Here is a 16,839-nt window from a genome sequence, read left to right on the forward strand (position 1 = left end):
AAGACGCATATTCATACTCCACCTCACCTTAAAAAGCAACCTGCTTTTGCCATCTTGCAGCCACATGATGTCGTCTAAAAACGGCAAAGAAATGTCGCATGACAGGTATTTTAAGAAAGGAGATAACCTAAATTGAGCGATTGTCGAGTTTGCCGGAGATGGAAGGAAGCGGGTGCTTTGCTACACTGAATTAGGCGAAGTTGCTGTCCTGTTTTTCATATCAAGACCGTATCATTGTCAAAATCATCTTGAAATTCTTTAATGCTCTCAAAGCATGCGGTTGATTGGCGGGCATTATAATCATCTCACCTTTAAGCGAATAGGCTTGCCGGAGATGACAATTTCTGCCTCACCTTTGAGAAGATAAACCAAAGCGTCAAATGGTGCAGTATGTTCACTCAATCCTTGCCCCTCATCAAAGGCAAAAAAGGTTACTGTACCTGTCTTTTTATCAATTATCGTTCGGCTCACCACAGAGCCTTCTTGATAATCTGCCAAATCAGTTAATCTTATCACTTGCGCTACAAGCCTTCCCATGCCCATTTGTTCCTTATTATGCACCATCCTTTTCACCCCCATTATTTTTTCAGGCAATTTCGCACAACGATAGTTCAAGGCTACCAAATAATTTATGAAATTTATGGACATCCCGGATTCCCAGGCCACGGTCGAGGAATCCAACATGAAGACTGTTTGTTTGCCGTCAGGCCCTTTGCGCAGAGCTGTTGTTATCTGTCCGGCGCAGGCAGTCTTTAAAAACAAAAGCGCCTTTGCAAGTCAGGCAGACAAAACATACTTCTCGATCCGATCAATTTTCTTAATAATTTCTTCACTGGGTTTACAGGACTGAATATCTTTCTTCAATTCTTCTAATTGATATTCAATGTTCAGTTTAACTTTCTCTTCCATATAGGACTGTTTAAATTCAGGAACAGAAAGCTGTTTTTGAAAGTACTTTTTTGCGGTATTCATTTTTCACCTCTCAATGCTTTACGGATCGATATTGTCTTTTCTATCTCACCTTTTGGCGTTTTTTGTTCCTTTTTTACAAAACCATGCGTAAAAATAATCTGCCGTTTTGACTCATAGAAGTAAAAGCTTCTGGAAATTCTATTCTCAACACTTACCCTGAGTTCAAATATCCCGTCACTCTTTAGCTCAACCAGTTTGTCAATATACGCAAATATTTTAGCACGTTCTTTGAGAGACAGGCTCTCCAGGAATTCTATCATTGGCGACTTGCCGTTAATTTCCGCAAAATCATAAGTAAAATTCATTTATTACCTCAATTTCCTGAAGGGTGGACGCGCCAATCTGCTGTTATCTGCCGTTACGGGCAACAAGAAACTTATAAATTTATGGACGTTCCTCATTTTTCCAAAGGTGCCTATTTCTACTCTGGCTGAATGCCAGAAATTCCCCCCTGACAAATGTGTTGCCGATCTCTATTGTGGCTCTCGTATCTTCGCTATATGCATCGGAATTGTCAAATGTTTTCTATAGCCGTGCCTTACCATATGAAACACACATGTCTCAAGGAGGCACAAGGAACAATGAGAATAATCCCCCCTCACACCCCTTTGCTAAAGGGGGAATTTAAAGTCCCCCTTTGGAAAAGGGGGATACCGGGGTCTTTTCAGGTGAAAATAGGGGGTTATAACCTCTATAGGCCGGGTAACATGGTCATTTATTTAAGTTTTTCCGGGATGTGCCGATAACCATATAACATTATGAAGGACTTAGGTTATGTTCAGATTCTGACCCTGGTTACCTTTACCTTCCTTGGTGTCTGCTGGGTCGGAGTGGTTATCTATGGACTGGCTTCGCCCGTTTATGATTTTCTTAAGAGGATCGTAGAGAAATCCAGAGAATCATAACGAATTATTGTTCATCCGGAACTACCGTTCCGGATTTACGCCTTCAGCCATCAGCCGTCACCATGTTTGTTATCCGTTATCCGTTAACCGTTGTCCGATATTTTCTTTCGGTAAACGGTCAACAGTGAACGGTGGACCGGCTTCATGCTGATAGCTGAGTGCTAAAAGTTCATTCCTTATCCAAGACCTCTCGAACCTTTTTTAATAACTCGGCGGACTTATATGGCTTGTGGATAAAGGCGCATATCTCGCCTTCCAATCCCTTCAGTTCCTTGGTTTCAGCGTAACCGCTGGAGATGACGACCTTTGCCTGCGGATTAATCTTTTTGAGGGCAGCCAGCGTTTCTTTCCCGTCCATGACCGGCATGAAGAGATCCAGGATAACCAGGTCAATCTTCCCCGGAGATGCGGCATAGATTTCTGAGGCCTCCCGGCCGTTCCGGCAGGCTATGACCTGATATCCATGCGCGGACAGAATTTCAGAGGCAAATCCCCTTATCACTTCTTCGTCATCAACAAGCAAAACCGTTTCATGGCCCTGTGGATGATCAGATTTATCCTCTAAAGGTTCTAGAGGTCGGCCTGGCGTCTTTTGCGCAGAAGAATAGGGCAGGTAGATTTTAAAGGTGGCGCCTTTTCCTATTTCACTGGTTACCTCTATGGCTCCCCGATGCTTTTTTATTATGTTATAGACCATGGAAAGGCCGAGTCCGGTGCCCTTTCCCTTTTCTTTGGTGGTAAAGAAGGGATCGAAGATCTTCGCCACGGTCTCCTCGTCCATTCCCTGGCCGTTGTCGGCTATGGAAACGAGCACGTAGTTTCCAGGGACGAGGCCCTGCAAAGACGGGGAAGAGGTGTCCTCTACATAGACATTGCCGGAGGTTATGGTTATTTTGCCGTTTTCAGATACGGCGTCTCGGGCATTAATGACGATATTTAACAGGGCCTGATGCATCTGGCCGCTGTCACAATCCACCATGCCTATATCCGGGGCCAGGTTTTTTTCTATGGTTATTTTTTTATCCACGCCTGTGGAGAAAAGGGCCAAGACCTCCCTGATGATGGTATTGAAGTTTGCAGGCTCAAGGGCGGTCTTTTTAGACCGGGCAAAGAGCAGCAGTTGCTGGGTCAGTTGTGCGCCGCGCGACGCTGAAGTCTCAATGGTGTCAACGTATTTATGGAGTTTGGCGTCCTGTGCCACCAAGTTCTTGAGGAGAGAGGCATAGCCCAGGATCCCTACCAATATGTTGTTAAAGTCATGGGCGATGCCGCCCGCCATTATGCCCAGACTTTCCATTTTCTGGGCCTGGAGGAGCTCAGCTTGAGCCGCAGAGAGTTCTTCCAGTGTCTTTTCCAGGTAGTTGTTTTTTAGAGATAATTCATTATGCAGCAGGGCATTGTTGATTACTGCGGCGGTAAAATTAGCCACCATCTGCATGATTCTGACGTCGTTGTCTGTGAAGGCATTTATATCCGGGTGGCTTAGGTTAATGACTCCCATAGCCTTTTCGTTGACGACCAGGGGTATGGCCAGGAGTGACCGAACTTTGATGCGGCTTGAATCTACCTCCGTAAATAATTCCGATGCGGCAGTGTCAGGGACATAGATGGCTTTGCCTTCTTTAAGGGCCGTGCCGGCCACACCTTCACCCACGCTGAAGGAGTAGAGTCGCTTTTCCTTGTCCCCGATAGCGTTACTGTCCAGAAGGTACCTTTTGTCCATCTGGTCATTGGCAGCCAGGAGATAAAGCCGGGACTGTTCGTTATCCAACAGCATAATAGAACAGTTTTCAGCCACGGTCTCTTCTGCGATAATGGTTACCACCTTTTCACAGAGCGACTGGAGGGCGTGGATATGTTCCAGGCAGACGCTTATCCGGTTGATTACGGACAGTTCGATGATCTTCTCCTGGAGGGTTATGGTAGTCTCCTGGAGGGCCCGCTGGAGGTGTGCGTTTTGTAACTTGAGAGATTCTACTTCCTGCATCTTTTTCATTATTTCATGGACTGCACAAAGCTGTTGATTTTTTCCCGCATCTCTTCTAATTTTTCGCCCAGTTGAACCAGGCGATCCGGTTTAATTTGCAATGACTTAAAGGCTGTTTCGCTCAGGCTGATTTCCGGGACCAGAGATAATCCCATATTTTTCAGATGACACAGATAGTTGGCCGTTACGATTACCGCTGTCTCTATGGCATATTCGGCCGGGCACGATTCCAGGTTGTGGTGATATTTCAAGCGGTTAATTATGAGCGACGGAATTTTCCAGCGGGTGAGGAGCATACTGCCCACGTCCGCATGGTTAAGGCCAAACACCTCGTTTTCCAGATTATAGAGCGGCTTCCCTTCTTCTTTGGCCTGACTTACGACGGGTATATACATGTCGTTTAGATAGCGGTCAAAAATTATCTTGCCCAGGTCATGGAAGAGGCCGGAGACGAAGAAGGATGGATCATTGGACTTCAAGATTTCTTTGGAGATCATATTTGCTGCCGTGCCCACTCCGATGGCATGTATCCAGAACCCCTCCCGATCGAAGACGCTCTCCTCATCGGATTTTAAGTTGGAAAAGACACTGGTCCCGAGTGCGAGATTTTTGACGGTTTCGAAGCCGAGGACCACCACCGCCCGGTCTATGGCCTCGACCTTGCCTGAAAGATTGTAGTAGGCCGAGTTGGCAATCTTTAAAACAGCCGAAGATATGGCCTGATCCTGGGATATATAGGCGGCCACATCCCGGGCCGAGGAGGAATTTTTTTGCACCAGGGTCAGGATATTGGCGACAACCGTGGGCAGCGTAGGCAGCGACGTTATCCGGTTATTTATTATGTAGCGGATGTCTTTGTTTTCCATGAGAGATTAAAACGATTAATACGACTGTTGCAAGCTAAGCGATAGTTATATAAGACCGTATCGGAACTAATCCGGGAATTGTTAACCCCTTATCTCCTATTTTATTACTCCGGCAATTAAAAAGCCTAAATCCCCCCTTTTGTAACACATAAGCCCTTGGATTCCCTCTGGAGTTTATCCGCCGCGGGCGGGCGGAAATGACAAGACCGATGCCAAGAAGTAATTGTCAGATATACAGTTTTATGTTACTTAATGTCGTACAGGAGCGCATGGGAGAGACTCTTTTTGACTGTGTCGTGGTGGGTCTGGGGCCGGCGGGGGCCATCACTGCCTATACCTTGGCCCGGGCCGGGTGGTCTGTTCTGGCCCTGGATAAGCGGGTACATCCACGGCCCAAGACCTGCGGTGGTTGTCTGTCCCGAAAGGTAGATGCTATCCTGCCTTTTTCTATATCTCCGGTGATTGAGCATCATATAAATGAAGTGGCCTTTACCTTCAAAGGGCAGGGCGAGATCGCATATAGGTTAACTGAGCCATTTGCCTATATTGTCCGCCGGGAAAGGTTCGATCAATTCCTGGCGGCAAAGGCGGTCGAGGCCGGCGCTACTGTACGCCAGGGAGAGGGGGCTATTTCATTAACCGGGAGCGAGAACGGCGTATCGGTTGAGACCAAAACGGGTTGTTACCGCGGCCGGGTTCTGGTCGGGGCGGATGGGGTACAGGGCATCGTGGCCAGGAGATTGGGAGAAGAATATGGACATTCAAGCTCTCTTGCGCTGGAGGCGGAAACAGGTATAAGCAGGATGTCCTACGCCCCGGCGCATCCTCGACCGGGAAGTTGTATCTGGATTGATGTGGGATGGGTTGATTTTGGGTATGGCTGGATATTTCCCAGGCGCCCTTCATATTCGGTGGGGATAGCTGACTCCGGGGGCACGGGGCAAAGACTGAAGGAGGCGTTTTCCAACCTGTTTGCCAGTCACGGACTTTTAACCGGAGAGAAGCCGGCGACGATTAACGGCTACCGGATTCCCCTTTCTACAGCCGAGAATCGCAAGAAGAAAGTGGTCAGTAATCGCGTGGCGCTGATCGGTGATACGGCCGGGCTGGTTAATCCATTAACCGGAGAAGGGATTTATTATGCCCTGTGGAGCGGACTCATCCTGGCCGCCTGTCTTATTGAGCATAGTAAAGATCATTTCCGGGCCTTAAGCAATTATGAGCGCCGGATAAGGACAGAACTCCATCCCCAACTTGCGGTGGCCGAGCGCGTAGCCAGGCTGCTCTACAGCCATCCCCGGGCAAACTTTCGTCTCATTGGAAAGCACCGGGAATTGATAGGTCTTTTTATTGAGGGGTTGACAGGCAGAGAAGGCTTCTCAGATCTGCTGTCTATGCTAAAGTGCAAAATAGGTCTGAAGGATAAGATAGCGGGTTAACTATGCGGAAGAGATCCTACCAGAAGTGGATCACGGGCAATAAGCTCTGTTGGTTCCTGGCGGTATTCTGCCTGGTGCTTTTTTTTGCCTATATTTTATTTTCCGCCAGGGGGATTTTTTATCTCCGGAAGCTGGAGGAGAACAATAAGAAATTGCAAAAAGTAAACGAGGAATTGTTAAAACGAAACAAAGAGCTAAGTGAAAAAATAGGGCGCATCAAGACAGACCGCAGCTATAGGGAAGAGATCGCCCGCAGGGACTTAGGGCTTGTCAGACCGAATGAGGTTATTTATAGTTTCGAGGAAAAGAAAAGAAAATCTGAAGGAAAGAGGTAGAGGGGATAATGTATTCGACATCGGACTTTCGAAAGGGCTTGAGAATCGAATGGGAAGGCAAACCTTATGAGATTGTAGATTTTTTGCATGTCAAACCAGGCAAAGGCGGCGCATTCGTGCGGACTAAGTTGCGAAATATGCTGACCGGAGGGGTTGTTGACCAGAATTTCCGATCGGGAGAGCGGGTAGGGCGTCCGGACCTGCAGGAACGGGAGATGCAGTTCTTATATAAGGATGAGGAAAATAATTATCACATGATGGACAATGAGACCTATGAGCAGCCCTTTTTAACAGCAGGGCAGTTAGGCGAGACCAGGGATTTTTTCCATGACGGGATTGTAGTCAAGGTGCTTTACTATAAGGACCAACCTATTGGTGTGGATCTCCCGACCTTTGTAGCCTTGACCGTGACCAACACCGAACCGGGCCTAAGGGGTGATACGGCCAGCGGCGGCAGTAAGCCGGCTGTTTTAGAGAGCGGAGCGATCATACAGGTGCCGCTTTTTATCAATATAGGTGATAAGGTGAGGGTCGATACGCGCAGCCATAGCTATATAGAACGGGTGAAGTAATATAAGCCCTCAGCCGTCAGCAATCAACTTTCAGCTAAAAATAAAAGGATTCCCCATTTCGCTGGCTACTGAAAGCTCAAAGCCGAAAGCTGATAGCTGATAGCTGATGATGAATTCCCCCAAAATCCCCCCTTTAACAAAGGGGGGCAAGGGGGGATTAGGGCTGAGTGCAGACTGCCGAAAACTGACAGCTTGGGAAAAAGGCCGATTTGATGGGCATAATTCGTACGGGATGGCATGTATTGTGTGGCGCGGTTAAGACTTTCCTCAGGAAGGACGGCTTTGATCTTGCCGCATCTGTTTCATTTTATTCTGTATTATCTGCCTTTCCGTTTCTTTTTTTGGCGATTTATATAGTTGGCGTGGTCTTGGGCGCCTCTGAGGAATTCGTTCGCGGCGTAACCATGCTCTTAAAGCAGATCCGGCCGTATCTGGCAGACTTTTTCCTTGAAGAATTGAGAAACATTACCATTCATAGCAGTTCGCTGGGATGGTTCGGATTCGGCTTTCTCCTATGGACGGCCACCCTGATCTTTCATTCACTGGAGAGGGCCTTTGGTGAGATATTTGAGACCCACAAGGGGCGTCATTTTATCCATTCGGTTTTTTGTTCTCTGATTATGATCCCCGTTATGGGATCTCTCCTTTTTGGGTCTGTAGTTATTATTACTATCTTGAAGGCCATGAGCCAGTTTCAGGTGGAGATTGTCGGAGGATCTTTCGTGACTCCGTCAATGGTAGAGATGGGCATAGGGCGCATGGTGCCCATTTTACTGGTGATTGTCTCATTTACCGCCCTTTATAAATTCGTTCCGGCGGCCAAGGTGCCGTTTAAGTATGCCTTATTAGGCGGTGTGCTTGGCACGGTCCTGTGGGAGACGGCCATGCGCATCTTTATCTCATACGCCCTGACCACCGAGACATACGGCACTGTATTCGGTTCATTTAAGACGGCCATCGTAATACTGTTCGCCTTTTACTATTCGGCGTGTGTGCTCCTGTTCTGTGGCGCGATTGTCGCCCAATGCAGCCAAATACGAAGATAAAGCCCCATGAATCTGCCCAACCTGATAACGGTCATACGCATATTACTAACGCCCGTATTAATCATACTTCTTTTAGACGCCTCTTTTAATAAGGCGCTGGCTGTCTTTGCGCTCGCCGGTTTGAGCGATGGCCTGGATGGCTTTCTGGCGCGTTACCTGAGACAGAAAACCGCTCTGGGCGCTTATCTGGACCCCATAGCAGACAAACTGCTCCTGTCTGCTACTTTTATAACCCTGGCCACCCTGGAGCTTGTGCCGAGCTGGCTGACTGTGATAATTGTCAGCCGGGACGTAATTATAGTCCTGGGTATAGCTATGTTATTTGTCAGTGGTTCCGAGGTGCCTATAAGACCGAGCATAATAAGCAAGATCACTACCCTTTTACAGATAATAACTGTTTTTGTTATCTTGAGCAGGGATCTCTGGGCGGTTATATGGCAGATGCGGGATACCCTGGTATGGTTGACCACGGTGTTTACCGTGTTGTCCGGATTACATTATATCTATTTTGGAGTAAAGATTTTTAGTCGTGCGAATGAGAAATGATATATGGCATCAGCTTTTGGCCAGCCGGCCATACTGATCGTCGAACCGGATGATGTCGTCTTCGCCCAGATAAGAGCCGTTTTGCACTTCTATTAGTTCGAGGGTTATGATGCCGGGGTTTTCCAACCTGTGTTTTTCCCCGGCCGGGATATAGGTTGATTCGTTTTCCCTCAGCAGAAAGACCTCTTCGCCCCTGGTCACCCGGGCTGTGCCTCGGACTGCAATCCAGTGTTCGGAGCGGTGGTGGTGCATCTGGAGCGAGAGCCGCGCCCCGGGCTTTACGGTAATACGCTTGATTTTAAATCCGGGATGTTCCTCAAGCACCGTGTAAGTCCCCCAGGGACGGTGGGCGGTCTGGTGCAGGAGATATTCCTGGCGATTTGCGGCCTTCAGTTCCGGGACTATCTTTCTGACCTCCTGTGAGCGGTCCAGGGGCGCTACCAGGACTGCGTCGTGGGTCTCGACTACAAGCATGTTTTCCAGACCTATGGCGGCTACCAGCCTTCCTTCAGAACGAATGAGACTGTTGGCCACGCCTTTCAGGATCACATCACCATGGATGGCGTTTCCCTGGGCGTCCTTATTCAAGACCTCGTACAGGGCCGCCCATGAGCCTACGTCGCTCCAACCCAGATCCGCCGGTACGACGGCAACACAGTCTGACCTTTCCATCAGGGCGTAGTCGATGGATTCAGAGCGGCAGTCATTAAATGCCTCCAGGTCCAGATGGATAAATCCGTCGTCATTCTTGGACCGGGCCACGGATAATTCTGCCTGGCGCAGGATGTCGGGGGCATGTTCTTCCATTTCTTCCAGGAAGCGGCCGATTAAGAAGGCGAACATGCCGCTGTTCCAGAAGTAGTTGCCTTCTTTTACATAGCGCCCGGCCGCAGCCATATCCGGCTTTTCGACAAAGGCGCTCACCTTAAAGCCTTCTCCCTTTTTGATATAACCGTAGCCGGTCTCCGGCCGGTCGGCCATGATGCCAAAGGTGACTAAATCCCCCTTAACGGCCAGATCCACGGCCTGCGCCACTGCCTCATGAAATGCCGGTATCTTCTTGATAAGATGATCGGCTGGAAGGACGAGCAGTACGGCGTCATCGCCGGAGATATTTCGGGAGAGCAGGGCGGCCGCAGCTATGGCTGGCGCTGTGCTGCGGGGAAGGGGTTCCAGGACAATATAAGGGTTCCCCGTAAGGTTTAGTTCGGCGCACTGATCTTTAACCAGAAAGTTTTGTTCCTTGCCCACTACGACCATAGGCGTTACCGCTCCGGGGATATTCACTGCCCGCAGGATCGTATCCTGCAGCATAGTGCGGTTGCCCACGAGATTTAAGAGTTGTTTGGGATACATCTGGCGGGATAAAGGCCAGAGCCGCGATCCGCTCCCGCCGGCCAGGATTACCGGTTGCAATATTTTCTGAATATTCTCATCAGACATAGTTGGCGTTTATGTGATTCAAATTCGTAAGGAATGGCTAAGATATACAGGTTTTTAGAATTTATGTCAATTTACCGGCTTTATTATCTTCTCCTTCCTATGTGCGCAGGGTCAAGGATTAGGACCTTCCAGAGAGTCTGTTTTTCTCTGCGGCGTTGTCCTGGAAAAAACCAAATCGTGTGAACTTTTTCATTAAATTGCTGCGCGGCACATGATGGTGTATAGTAACTGATTCCTATCCGAAAATCCAAAAAATTCCGGATGGGGCAATCAGCACTCAGCTATCAGCGTTCAGCTTAAGATGCTGTTTGTCTTGATTTTTTGCTGAGAGCTGATGGCTGAAAGCGTGAATCTGGAAACGGGAGTTTCCGGATGAACACTAGCTAAATTTTTAATCTGTACGCTAGCGGGGTAGGATATGCTGGATCTTCAAGGTAAGGTTGCACTGGTTACAGGCAGTTCCCGGGGTATTGGCAAGGCTATTGCGCTTAGCTTGGCGGAAAATGGCGCTAATCTGGTGGTCAACTATTTTCGCCATCGCCAGGAGGCGGAAAATACCGCTAAATCTATCCGCTCCAGAGGGGTGCGGTGTTTAACCGTCAAGGCTAATGTGGCTGACGATGAAGACATCAAAGACATATTCGAGCAGGTTAAAAATGAGTATGGAAGGCTGGATGTACTGATAAGTAATGCGGCCTCAGGAGTACTCAAGCCGGCCCTTGAACTTACGGAAAAGCACTGGCAGTGGACGATGAATATCAACGCCCGTGCCCTCCTCCCACTGGTACAACACGCGATGCCGTTAATGCAAAACGGGGGGCGCATTATCGCCGTTTCCAGCCTGGGGGCCGTGCGGGCTATCGAGAATTACGCTGCTGTGGGGGCCTCCAAGGCCGCCCTGGAATCTCTGGTGCGCCATCTGGCTGTAGAGCTGGCCCCGCTGGGTATCAATGCCAACGTGGTCTCTGCCGGCGCCGTGGATACCGAGGCCTTAAAGCACTTTCCTGCCCGGGAAAGTATCCTCGATAATACCCGGCAGCGCACGCCTGCCGGCCGGCTGACGACGCCGGAAGATGTGGCCAACGTAGTGCTTTTGCTTTGCAGTGATCTGGCCTCCATGATCCACGGGCAGACGATAGTGGTTGATGGCGGCTACTCTATTCTGGCGTGAGTAAAGAAAAAGGGAAAAGAGACCGATAAAATATAAAAGGGGCAGTAAACCATGCCCTTATATGTTGGTTACGCTGTTGATATCGGGACTTGATGCCATCTCGAATATTGAGAAGAGGGCTTTATAATGGCCGGCCAAAAATTTTTATATGTCCTTCTCGCAGCGATTCTATCTGTATTTGTTGTTGATTTCGTAGCCCATACAGCAATTGAACCTCATGTTACTTCTCCTGATCTGACATTGCTCAAGACAGCCTTCCCCAAAAACGAAAGAATCGTCTATGACCTTACATGGTTTGGGATAAAGGCCGGGGACATAACCCTTACAGTCAATAACATTGGTGGCGATAAACGGCGTATAGTTGCTGTGGCTAAATCATCCCCGCTTTTTTCATTATTTTATCCGGTGGAGGACAGATTTGTGACCGAGGTTTCCGGCCCGCAGATGCTTCCACGCTGGATAGTAATACGGCAGAGAGAAGGTAATTATAGAAGCCTTAAACGTGCGATTTTTGATCAGGCCGGTCTGAAGGTTCTATATGAAAAGGATGACGAGGCCCAGGTGAGTTATGATCTCCCCAGGCCCGCGCATAACGAGATATCGTCTTTTTATATAATGAGGGCGCTGCCGATGTCTATTGGACAGTCGGTTTTTGTAGAGACTTTTGCCTCTAGAAAGAGCTATACAGTCCAGGTGCAGGTACTCCAAAAGGAACGCTTCCAGACAAAGCTGGGAGAGGTAGACACTATCAAAGTAAAGCCAGAGCTGCTCTTCGAAGGGGTGTATCAAAGGAAGGGGGATGTCTATGTTTGGCTTACCAACGATAAACGCCGCATCCCGGTCAAGGTAAAAGGGGCCATCCGTATAGGATCATTGGTGGCCACATTGGCAGATTGGCAAATACTGGAATAAAAGAGCAGTTATTAATGGATTGTTTTGAGGTCAGCATTATGATTCGGTATAATTCCCTGAGCCCTTAACAGGCCCTCATCCCGGTGACTTTGAGTTTTTATCCATCTTTCGTACAATCTTAGAAGCCCGCCATTATTCTCTATCTCAGTCGTGTCCCTTACTTCCGCAAAGATATCAATAAATATTTTGAACTTGTCGGTCAACTCCGCGAACAATGCACTCTTATTTTTATCCCAGTATTCATAGTCATAGATGTGGGAGAGCGCATTGTAAGATTTTATGCCAAAGGCTATATAGTAGTCTATATCAAATAGCTTACGCATTAAGCTGTCTGAAAAAAAACCGGATGTAAACAGCGTAAAGTCACCGATGGCCTTGTAACCTTTTATCCTTTGGGGCAGGGACTGTTTTATTAGCTCATGATAAACGATACAGACCGGCGTCTTTTCCAAGTCATGCTCGCTGGCATTGACGTCTGAGTCGTAAGCGGTGGCATATCGGGAGAGGAGATTTACCGCATACCACTCTGAAGTCTCAGACAGGGATGTTTTCTGTTTCTGAACGGCGCTTTTGACCCGTTCATAGAAAAACTCAGTTACCGTTGCCTTCACCTCGATATCTTTCTGCCGGCCTTCCATGCTACACCTCCGTGTACATCAAAGTGGGACTTGGCGGGTTCTTAGCGCTTTATTATAACGTATCGGTCAGGTTCATTCAGGGGATTACAAATTAAGGCTCTATCCCTAAAAAGAAACCACAGAGTACACCGAGAAGAGACGGTTTCAACCGTTTGAACGGTTTAAGCCGCTTGAACTGTTATTAGCGGGCAATTCCTCAGGCGTTTTTGGGCAGAAAACGAGGATACAGGAGATCACGGAGGGAGAAGACAATTATTACTTTAATTTGTTGATATACTGTATTTTCTCTGTGCTCTCTGTGGTTAGCTTTTGACAATACTGTGTGGAAGGGCAGGGCTTACGGAAGGATCGAAAATTGTCGGTGTTATCTCAGGCGGAGTTGGGCGATTATTTCTTTCTGCATCTCTATAATCTTTTTTATCCCCTGACCGGCCATTCGTTCCATTTCCCCGAATTCTTCGGCGGAAAAAGGCCTTTTCTCCGCAGAGACCTGGATCTCGACGAACCTTTCATCGTCGGTCATAACAAAATTGGCGTCCACTTCGGCCTGGGAATCCTCGTCGTAGTTCAGATCAAGAAGGACTTCTCCCTTTACTATGCCCACGCTTATAGCGGCTATGTGGTTCTGCACCGGTATGTCCATAATCTCACTGCGGTTATACAGGAGGGTAAGGGCGTCATAGAGGGCGATGTATGCGCCGCTGATGGCGGCCGTGCGTGTCCCGCCGTCGGCCTGGATGACGTCGCAGTCCACCCAGAAGGTTCGTTCCCCCAGGGCCGGAAGAGAAACCACCGAACGCAGGCAGCGGCCGATAAGTCGCTGGATTTCATGGGTCCGGCCGCCTACACGTCCTTGAGTTGACTCCCGCAAATTGCGTGTAAGGGTGGCCCGGGGAAGCATGGCGTATTCGGCCGTGATCCATCCCGTGCCGCTCCCCTTAAGGAAATTCGGCACCTTATCTTCCACCGATACCGCACAGATTATCCGGGTATTTCCCATTTCAATAAGGACTGATCCTTCTGCGTGGGAGATATAGTTACGGGTAAGTGAGATATCTCTGATTTCGTGCGCGGCCCGGCCATTAAAACGCATAAAAAAATCTCTCTTATTGACAGAATGCATCCTAACTAACTAAAATTAGCCTGAGTTGTCAATGAGAATAAGCCGCTATGAAGAAGATTTAATTTTGTCACCTGGTTGACACATAGATGGAAAATAATGACTGCGATCGGTGGTTATAATTATGGCTGATAAAAAGGCGTTTATACTTGTCGTTGAAGATGAGCCTGATATCTCCGGCCTGATTTCCTATAACCTGGAAAAAGCAGGTTTCGAAACGGCCAGGGCCCAGGACGGACGCACAGCGCATTCTCTTATCCAAAAGAGAGCGCCGGACCTCATCCTTCTGGACCTTATGCTTCCGGATGCCGACGGCACGGATATCTGTAAGGGTCTTAAGAGTAATGAGAAAACACGCCATATTCCGGTAATAATGGTAACCGCGAAGGGTGAAGAGATAGACCGGGTGGTAGGTTTTGAATTAGGGGCGGATGATTATATCGTAAAACCTTTTAGCCCGCGTGAACTGGTCTTGCGTGTAAAGGCGGTCTTGCAGCGAATCAGCCCCCCGGAGCCGCTTCCCAAAATACTTGATGCCGCCGGGATTAAAGTCGATCCGGAACGTCACCTGGTAACGGTTGACGGGGTTCCGGTATCGCTTACTGTAACCGAATTCAATCTCCTGCACACCCTTTTGAAGGGCCGTGGACGGGTGCTGACACGTGAGATTTTGCTTGACCAGGTGTGGGGATACCACTTTGACGGTTATGCCCGCACTGTGGATACCCACATTAAAAGACTGCGGCAAAAGCTGGGCGCCGCCGGTCAGGTCATTGAAACGGTACGGGGTGTAGGGTATCGTTTTAAAGAAGAGAGTTCCCGGTGAAACAGTTTAAATGGAGACTATTCCTTACCTATCTGGCAGTAATCCTGTTGATATTTGCTGCTGCCCAGCTCTATGCGAGTTTTGTATTCAAGGAGACGCTCATTGCCGGCGTTTCCTCCGATCTGGAGTCTAAGACCTATTTGATAAAGACCGTCCTCGAAAAGTACTCCCGGCCGGGTCTGCACGCTTACGGGATTGACTCCATGGTTAAAGACATGGGGCGGACTATTCAGCCCAGAATAACGATTATCGGCCTGGACGGGGTAGTGATCGGGGATTCAGAGGTGCCGCAGAAAGATATCCGGGCTCTGGAAAATCACGCCCATCGGCCCGAATTTGTGGAGGTCCTGAAGACGGGTTTTGCCACCAGCATACGTTTTAGCACCACACTAAAGAAGAAGTTGATATACTCTGCCGCCCTTTCCAGAAAAGACGGCCTTCCGGCTTACGTGGTTCGCCTGGCCTTGCCTCTAGATGATGTGGAAAAGAAGGTGGCGGCAACCAAAAGGTACTTTTCAGTGGCGGCGGCTGTTGGGCTTATTCTGGCCTTTTTTCTTAATCTGGTCATTGCCCACGGGCTTAGCAGGCCCCTTGGTGAAATGACATTTGCGGCCCGGAAGATGGCCGAGGGCGATTTTGAGTACAGGATTCGCAGGATTCCCCAGGGCGAATTGGGTGTTTTGGCCGAGGCATTGAACTCTCTTTCCAGCCAGCTGAAGACAAAGATTGCGGAGATAATGACTGAAAAGGGCAAGAACGAGGCCATATTGAGGGGGATATCCAGCGGGATAATGGCGGTGGGCAAAGAAGGCCGGATTATCCTGTTGAATCAGGCCCTGCGAGATTCCTTTGCTGTAGATCGGGATGTTTCCGGCCGGCCGCCGGTTGAGGTTATCAGGAGTATCCCCTTACAGGAGGCGTTCACGATTGTACTAAAGGAGCGCGCTCCGCAGAGGCTGGAAATCCCGGTTGCTTACCCGAGAGATAGGGTATTTGATGTCCGTATCGTTCCCCTTTTTGCTGCTGACACCATACAGGGGGCCATTGCTGTCTTCCATGATATGACGGACATCAGGCAGTTGGACCAGATTCGGAAAGACTTTGTGACTAATGTTTCCCATGAATTAAAGAACCCCCTGACCGCTATCAAGGGATATGCGGAAACCCTGCTTGAAGGTGGGATTGATGATCAGGAGAAGGCCCAATCATTTATCAGAATTATCAGCGAACATGCGAATCGTATGGATAATCTGATTCAGGACATACTGGCTCTGGCCAGGCTTGAGGCCCTGGGAACTGGGATATCTGATGAGCAGGTAAGCGTGAAGGAAGTAGTGGAGGGTTCACTAAGAGCGTTAGGTCCTCAAGCGGAAATGAAGCGCATAAAGTTCGCACGGGAGTTCCCGCCGGAAGATATTATTGTCCGGGGCGACCATGAAAAATTATCTCAGGCCGTTCTGAACATCGTGGATAATGCCATAAAATACTCTCCTCCGGATACGAAGGTCACAATTACCTTGTCTGAATGCGAAGGAGAGGTCAGAATCGATGTCCGGGATGAGGGCCCGGGCATCCCTAAAGAGGATCAGGAAAGGATATTTGAGAGATTTTACCGGGTGGATAAGGGCCGTTCACGCGCCGTTGGCGGCACGGGCCTGGGCCTCTCTATTGTCAAACATGCAATTTTGGCGCATAAAGGCAGAGTCTGGGTAGAAAGTGAACCGGGCGAAGGCTCCGCATTCCATATCGTCCTTCCGAAATACTCCACATAAACGCCACATTTCTGTCATCACACTAAAATAAAAAGCCTATCAGTTTAGTTCCTTGCAAAAGCTTTTTTTCTGTCATTCCCGCGGAGGAGGGAATCCAGCGCCCAAGTCGCGAAATAAAGACCTGGATTCCTGCTCCCTGATCGGGGTCAGGGACAAGCTTCGCAGGAATGACAATTTGTTTACTACGCTACGGCTCTGGAAGTGCTCCGAAATAACTCTGTACTGTAGAAGGGAGGTGGAATGTCAAGCAGTTGCAATCAGTTTGTCACAGAATTGTCACGTTTTTGTG

At 48.7% G+C, this 16,839-nt stretch carries 17 protein-coding genes and 1 pseudogene; 10 read left to right on the plus strand and 8 right to left on the minus strand.

Annotated features, from left to right (window positions below):
- Positions 1-220: 220 nt before the first annotated feature.
- The 3 genes and pseudogenes from RDU59_10940 to RDU59_10950 form a co-directional block, all read right to left on the minus strand.
- Positions 221-543: pseudogene (locus RDU59_10940) on the minus strand (cupin domain-containing protein).
- Positions 544-777: 234 nt separating this feature from the next.
- Positions 778-972: a hypothetical protein gene (locus RDU59_10945; GenBank protein ID MDQ7838990.1), complete on the minus strand. Its 195-nt coding sequence runs from the start codon at positions 970-972 to the stop codon at positions 778-780.
- Entirely contained in the window at positions 969-1,277 is a 309-nt protein-coding gene (locus RDU59_10950; GenBank protein ID MDQ7838991.1) for a type II toxin-antitoxin system RelE/ParE family toxin, read from the minus strand. The genes RDU59_10945 and RDU59_10950 overlap by 4 nt, the downstream gene beginning before the upstream one ends.
- 453 nt (positions 1,278-1,730) lie before the next feature.
- Here RDU59_10950 and RDU59_10955 point away from each other — a divergent pair, with 453 nt between their 5' ends.
- Complete coding sequence (locus RDU59_10955; GenBank protein ID MDQ7838992.1) at positions 1,731-1,877, plus strand: hypothetical protein; 147 nt, start codon at positions 1,731-1,733, stop codon at positions 1,875-1,877.
- 169 nt (positions 1,878-2,046) lie between these two features.
- Here RDU59_10955 and RDU59_10960 read toward each other — a convergent pair whose 3' ends face one another.
- Both RDU59_10960 and RDU59_10965 read right to left on the minus strand, forming a co-directional pair.
- The gene (locus tag RDU59_10960; protein ID MDQ7838993.1) at positions 2,047-3,873 is read right to left on the minus strand and encodes an ATP-binding protein; all 1,827 of its coding nucleotides are present in this window, start codon (positions 3,871-3,873) and stop codon (positions 2,047-2,049) included.
- Positions 3,873-4,730, minus strand: a complete 858-nt coding sequence (locus RDU59_10965; GenBank protein ID MDQ7838994.1) for an HDOD domain-containing protein — start codon at positions 4,728-4,730, stop codon at positions 3,873-3,875. The genes RDU59_10960 and RDU59_10965 overlap by 1 nt, the downstream gene beginning before the upstream one ends.
- A 209-nt stretch (positions 4,731-4,939) precedes the next feature.
- Here RDU59_10965 and RDU59_10970 point away from each other — a divergent pair, with 209 nt between their 5' ends.
- The 5 genes from RDU59_10970 (at position 4,940) to pgsA (ending at position 8,668) form a co-directional block, all read left to right on the plus strand.
- Entirely contained in the window at positions 4,940-6,169 is a 1,230-nt protein-coding gene (locus tag RDU59_10970; GenBank protein ID MDQ7838995.1) for an NAD(P)/FAD-dependent oxidoreductase, read from the plus strand.
- A 2-nt stretch (positions 6,170-6,171) separates the two neighbouring features.
- Positions 6,172-6,504, plus strand: coding sequence for a septum formation initiator family protein (locus tag RDU59_10975; protein ID MDQ7838996.1), 333 nt, complete (start codon positions 6,172-6,174; stop codon positions 6,502-6,504).
- An 8-nt stretch (positions 6,505-6,512) separates the two neighbouring features.
- The gene (gene efp / locus RDU59_10980; protein MDQ7838997.1) at positions 6,513-7,076 is read left to right on the plus strand and encodes an elongation factor P; all 564 of its coding nucleotides are present in this window, start codon (positions 6,513-6,515) and stop codon (positions 7,074-7,076) included.
- A gap of 212 nt (positions 7,077-7,288) precedes the next feature.
- On the plus strand, positions 7,289-8,122 hold the full coding sequence (locus tag RDU59_10985; GenBank protein ID MDQ7838998.1) for a YihY/virulence factor BrkB family protein: 834 nt from the start codon (positions 7,289-7,291) through the stop codon (positions 8,120-8,122).
- Between the two features lie 6 nt (positions 8,123-8,128).
- Entirely contained in the window at positions 8,129-8,668 is a 540-nt protein-coding gene (pgsA, locus tag RDU59_10990) for a CDP-diacylglycerol--glycerol-3-phosphate 3-phosphatidyltransferase (protein ID MDQ7838999.1), read from the plus strand.
- Positions 8,669-8,677: 9 nt separating this feature from the next.
- Here pgsA and RDU59_10995 read toward each other — a convergent pair whose 3' ends face one another.
- Positions 8,678-10,111 carry a mannose-1-phosphate guanylyltransferase/mannose-6-phosphate isomerase gene (locus RDU59_10995; GenBank protein ID MDQ7839000.1) on the minus strand — a complete coding sequence of 478 codons (1,434 nt, stop codon included), beginning with the start codon at positions 10,109-10,111 and terminating at the stop codon, positions 8,678-8,680.
- A gap of 418 nt (positions 10,112-10,529) precedes the next feature.
- Here RDU59_10995 and fabL point away from each other — a divergent pair, with 418 nt between their 5' ends.
- Both fabL and RDU59_11005 read left to right on the plus strand, forming a co-directional pair.
- Positions 10,530-11,282 carry an enoyl-[acyl-carrier-protein] reductase FabL gene (gene fabL, locus RDU59_11000; protein MDQ7839001.1) on the plus strand — a complete coding sequence of 251 codons (753 nt, stop codon included), beginning with the start codon at positions 10,530-10,532 and terminating at the stop codon, positions 11,280-11,282.
- 126 nt (positions 11,283-11,408) lie between these two features.
- Positions 11,409-12,194, plus strand: a complete 786-nt coding sequence (locus RDU59_11005; GenBank protein MDQ7839002.1) for a DUF3108 domain-containing protein — start codon at positions 11,409-11,411, stop codon at positions 12,192-12,194.
- A gap of 11 nt (positions 12,195-12,205) precedes the next feature.
- Here RDU59_11005 and RDU59_11010 read toward each other — a convergent pair whose 3' ends face one another.
- Together RDU59_11010 and rph are read right to left on the minus strand one after the other, a co-directional pair.
- Complete coding sequence (locus RDU59_11010; protein MDQ7839003.1) at positions 12,206-12,832, minus strand: hypothetical protein; 627 nt, start codon at positions 12,830-12,832, stop codon at positions 12,206-12,208.
- A 364-nt stretch (positions 12,833-13,196) separates the two neighbouring features.
- A complete protein-coding gene (rph, locus tag RDU59_11015; GenBank protein MDQ7839004.1) occupies positions 13,197-13,925 on the minus strand; it encodes a ribonuclease PH in 729 nt (242 codons plus the stop codon).
- 151 nt (positions 13,926-14,076) lie between these two features.
- Here rph and RDU59_11020 point away from each other — a divergent pair, with 151 nt between their 5' ends.
- Both RDU59_11020 and RDU59_11025 read left to right on the plus strand, forming a co-directional pair.
- A complete protein-coding gene (locus tag RDU59_11020; protein MDQ7839005.1) occupies positions 14,077-14,778 on the plus strand; it encodes a response regulator in 702 nt (233 codons plus the stop codon).
- On the plus strand, positions 14,775-16,550 hold the full coding sequence (locus RDU59_11025) for an ATP-binding protein (GenBank protein MDQ7839006.1): 1,776 nt from the start codon (positions 14,775-14,777) through the stop codon (positions 16,548-16,550). Before RDU59_11020 ends, RDU59_11025 begins: the two co-directional genes overlap by 4 nt.
- The last annotated feature ends 289 nt before the right edge of the window (positions 16,551-16,839 follow it).

This window comes from Thermodesulfobacteriota bacterium (assembly GCA_031082315.1).
Classification (GTDB): Bacteria; Desulfobacterota; QYQD01; order QYQD01; family QYQD01; genus QYQD01.

Coding starts and splice junctions, on each gene's coding strand:
- RDU59_10945 (MDQ7838990.1), bottom strand. CDS start 972: ATGAATACCGCAAAAAAGTACTTTCAAAAACAGCTTTCTGTTCCTGAA.
- RDU59_10950 (MDQ7838991.1), bottom strand. CDS start 1,277: ATGAATTTTACTTATGATTTTGCGGAAATTAACGGCAAGTCGCCAATG.
- RDU59_10955 (MDQ7838992.1), top strand. CDS start 1,731: ATGAAGGACTTAGGTTATGTTCAGATTCTGACCCTGGTTACCTTTACC.
- RDU59_10960 (MDQ7838993.1), bottom strand. CDS start 3,873: ATGAAAAAGATGCAGGAAGTAGAATCTCTCAAGTTACAAAACGCACAC.
- RDU59_10965 (MDQ7838994.1), bottom strand. CDS start 4,730: ATGGAAAACAAAGACATCCGCTACATAATAAATAACCGGATAACGTCG.
- RDU59_10970 (MDQ7838995.1), top strand. CDS start 4,940: ATGCCAAGAAGTAATTGTCAGATATACAGTTTTATGTTACTTAATGTC.
- RDU59_10975 (MDQ7838996.1), top strand. CDS start 6,172: ATGCGGAAGAGATCCTACCAGAAGTGGATCACGGGCAATAAGCTCTGT.
- efp (MDQ7838997.1), top strand. CDS start 6,513: ATGTATTCGACATCGGACTTTCGAAAGGGCTTGAGAATCGAATGGGAA.
- RDU59_10985 (MDQ7838998.1), top strand. CDS start 7,289: ATGGGCATAATTCGTACGGGATGGCATGTATTGTGTGGCGCGGTTAAG.
- pgsA (MDQ7838999.1), top strand. CDS start 8,129: ATGAATCTGCCCAACCTGATAACGGTCATACGCATATTACTAACGCCC.
- RDU59_10995 (MDQ7839000.1), bottom strand. CDS start 10,111: ATGTCTGATGAGAATATTCAGAAAATATTGCAACCGGTAATCCTGGCC.
- fabL (MDQ7839001.1), top strand. CDS start 10,530: ATGCTGGATCTTCAAGGTAAGGTTGCACTGGTTACAGGCAGTTCCCGG.
- RDU59_11005 (MDQ7839002.1), top strand. CDS start 11,409: ATGGCCGGCCAAAAATTTTTATATGTCCTTCTCGCAGCGATTCTATCT.
- RDU59_11010 (MDQ7839003.1), bottom strand. CDS start 12,832: ATGGAAGGCCGGCAGAAAGATATCGAGGTGAAGGCAACGGTAACTGAG.
- rph (MDQ7839004.1), bottom strand. CDS start 13,925: ATGCGTTTTAATGGCCGGGCCGCGCACGAAATCAGAGATATCTCACTT.
- RDU59_11020 (MDQ7839005.1), top strand. CDS start 14,077: ATGGCTGATAAAAAGGCGTTTATACTTGTCGTTGAAGATGAGCCTGAT.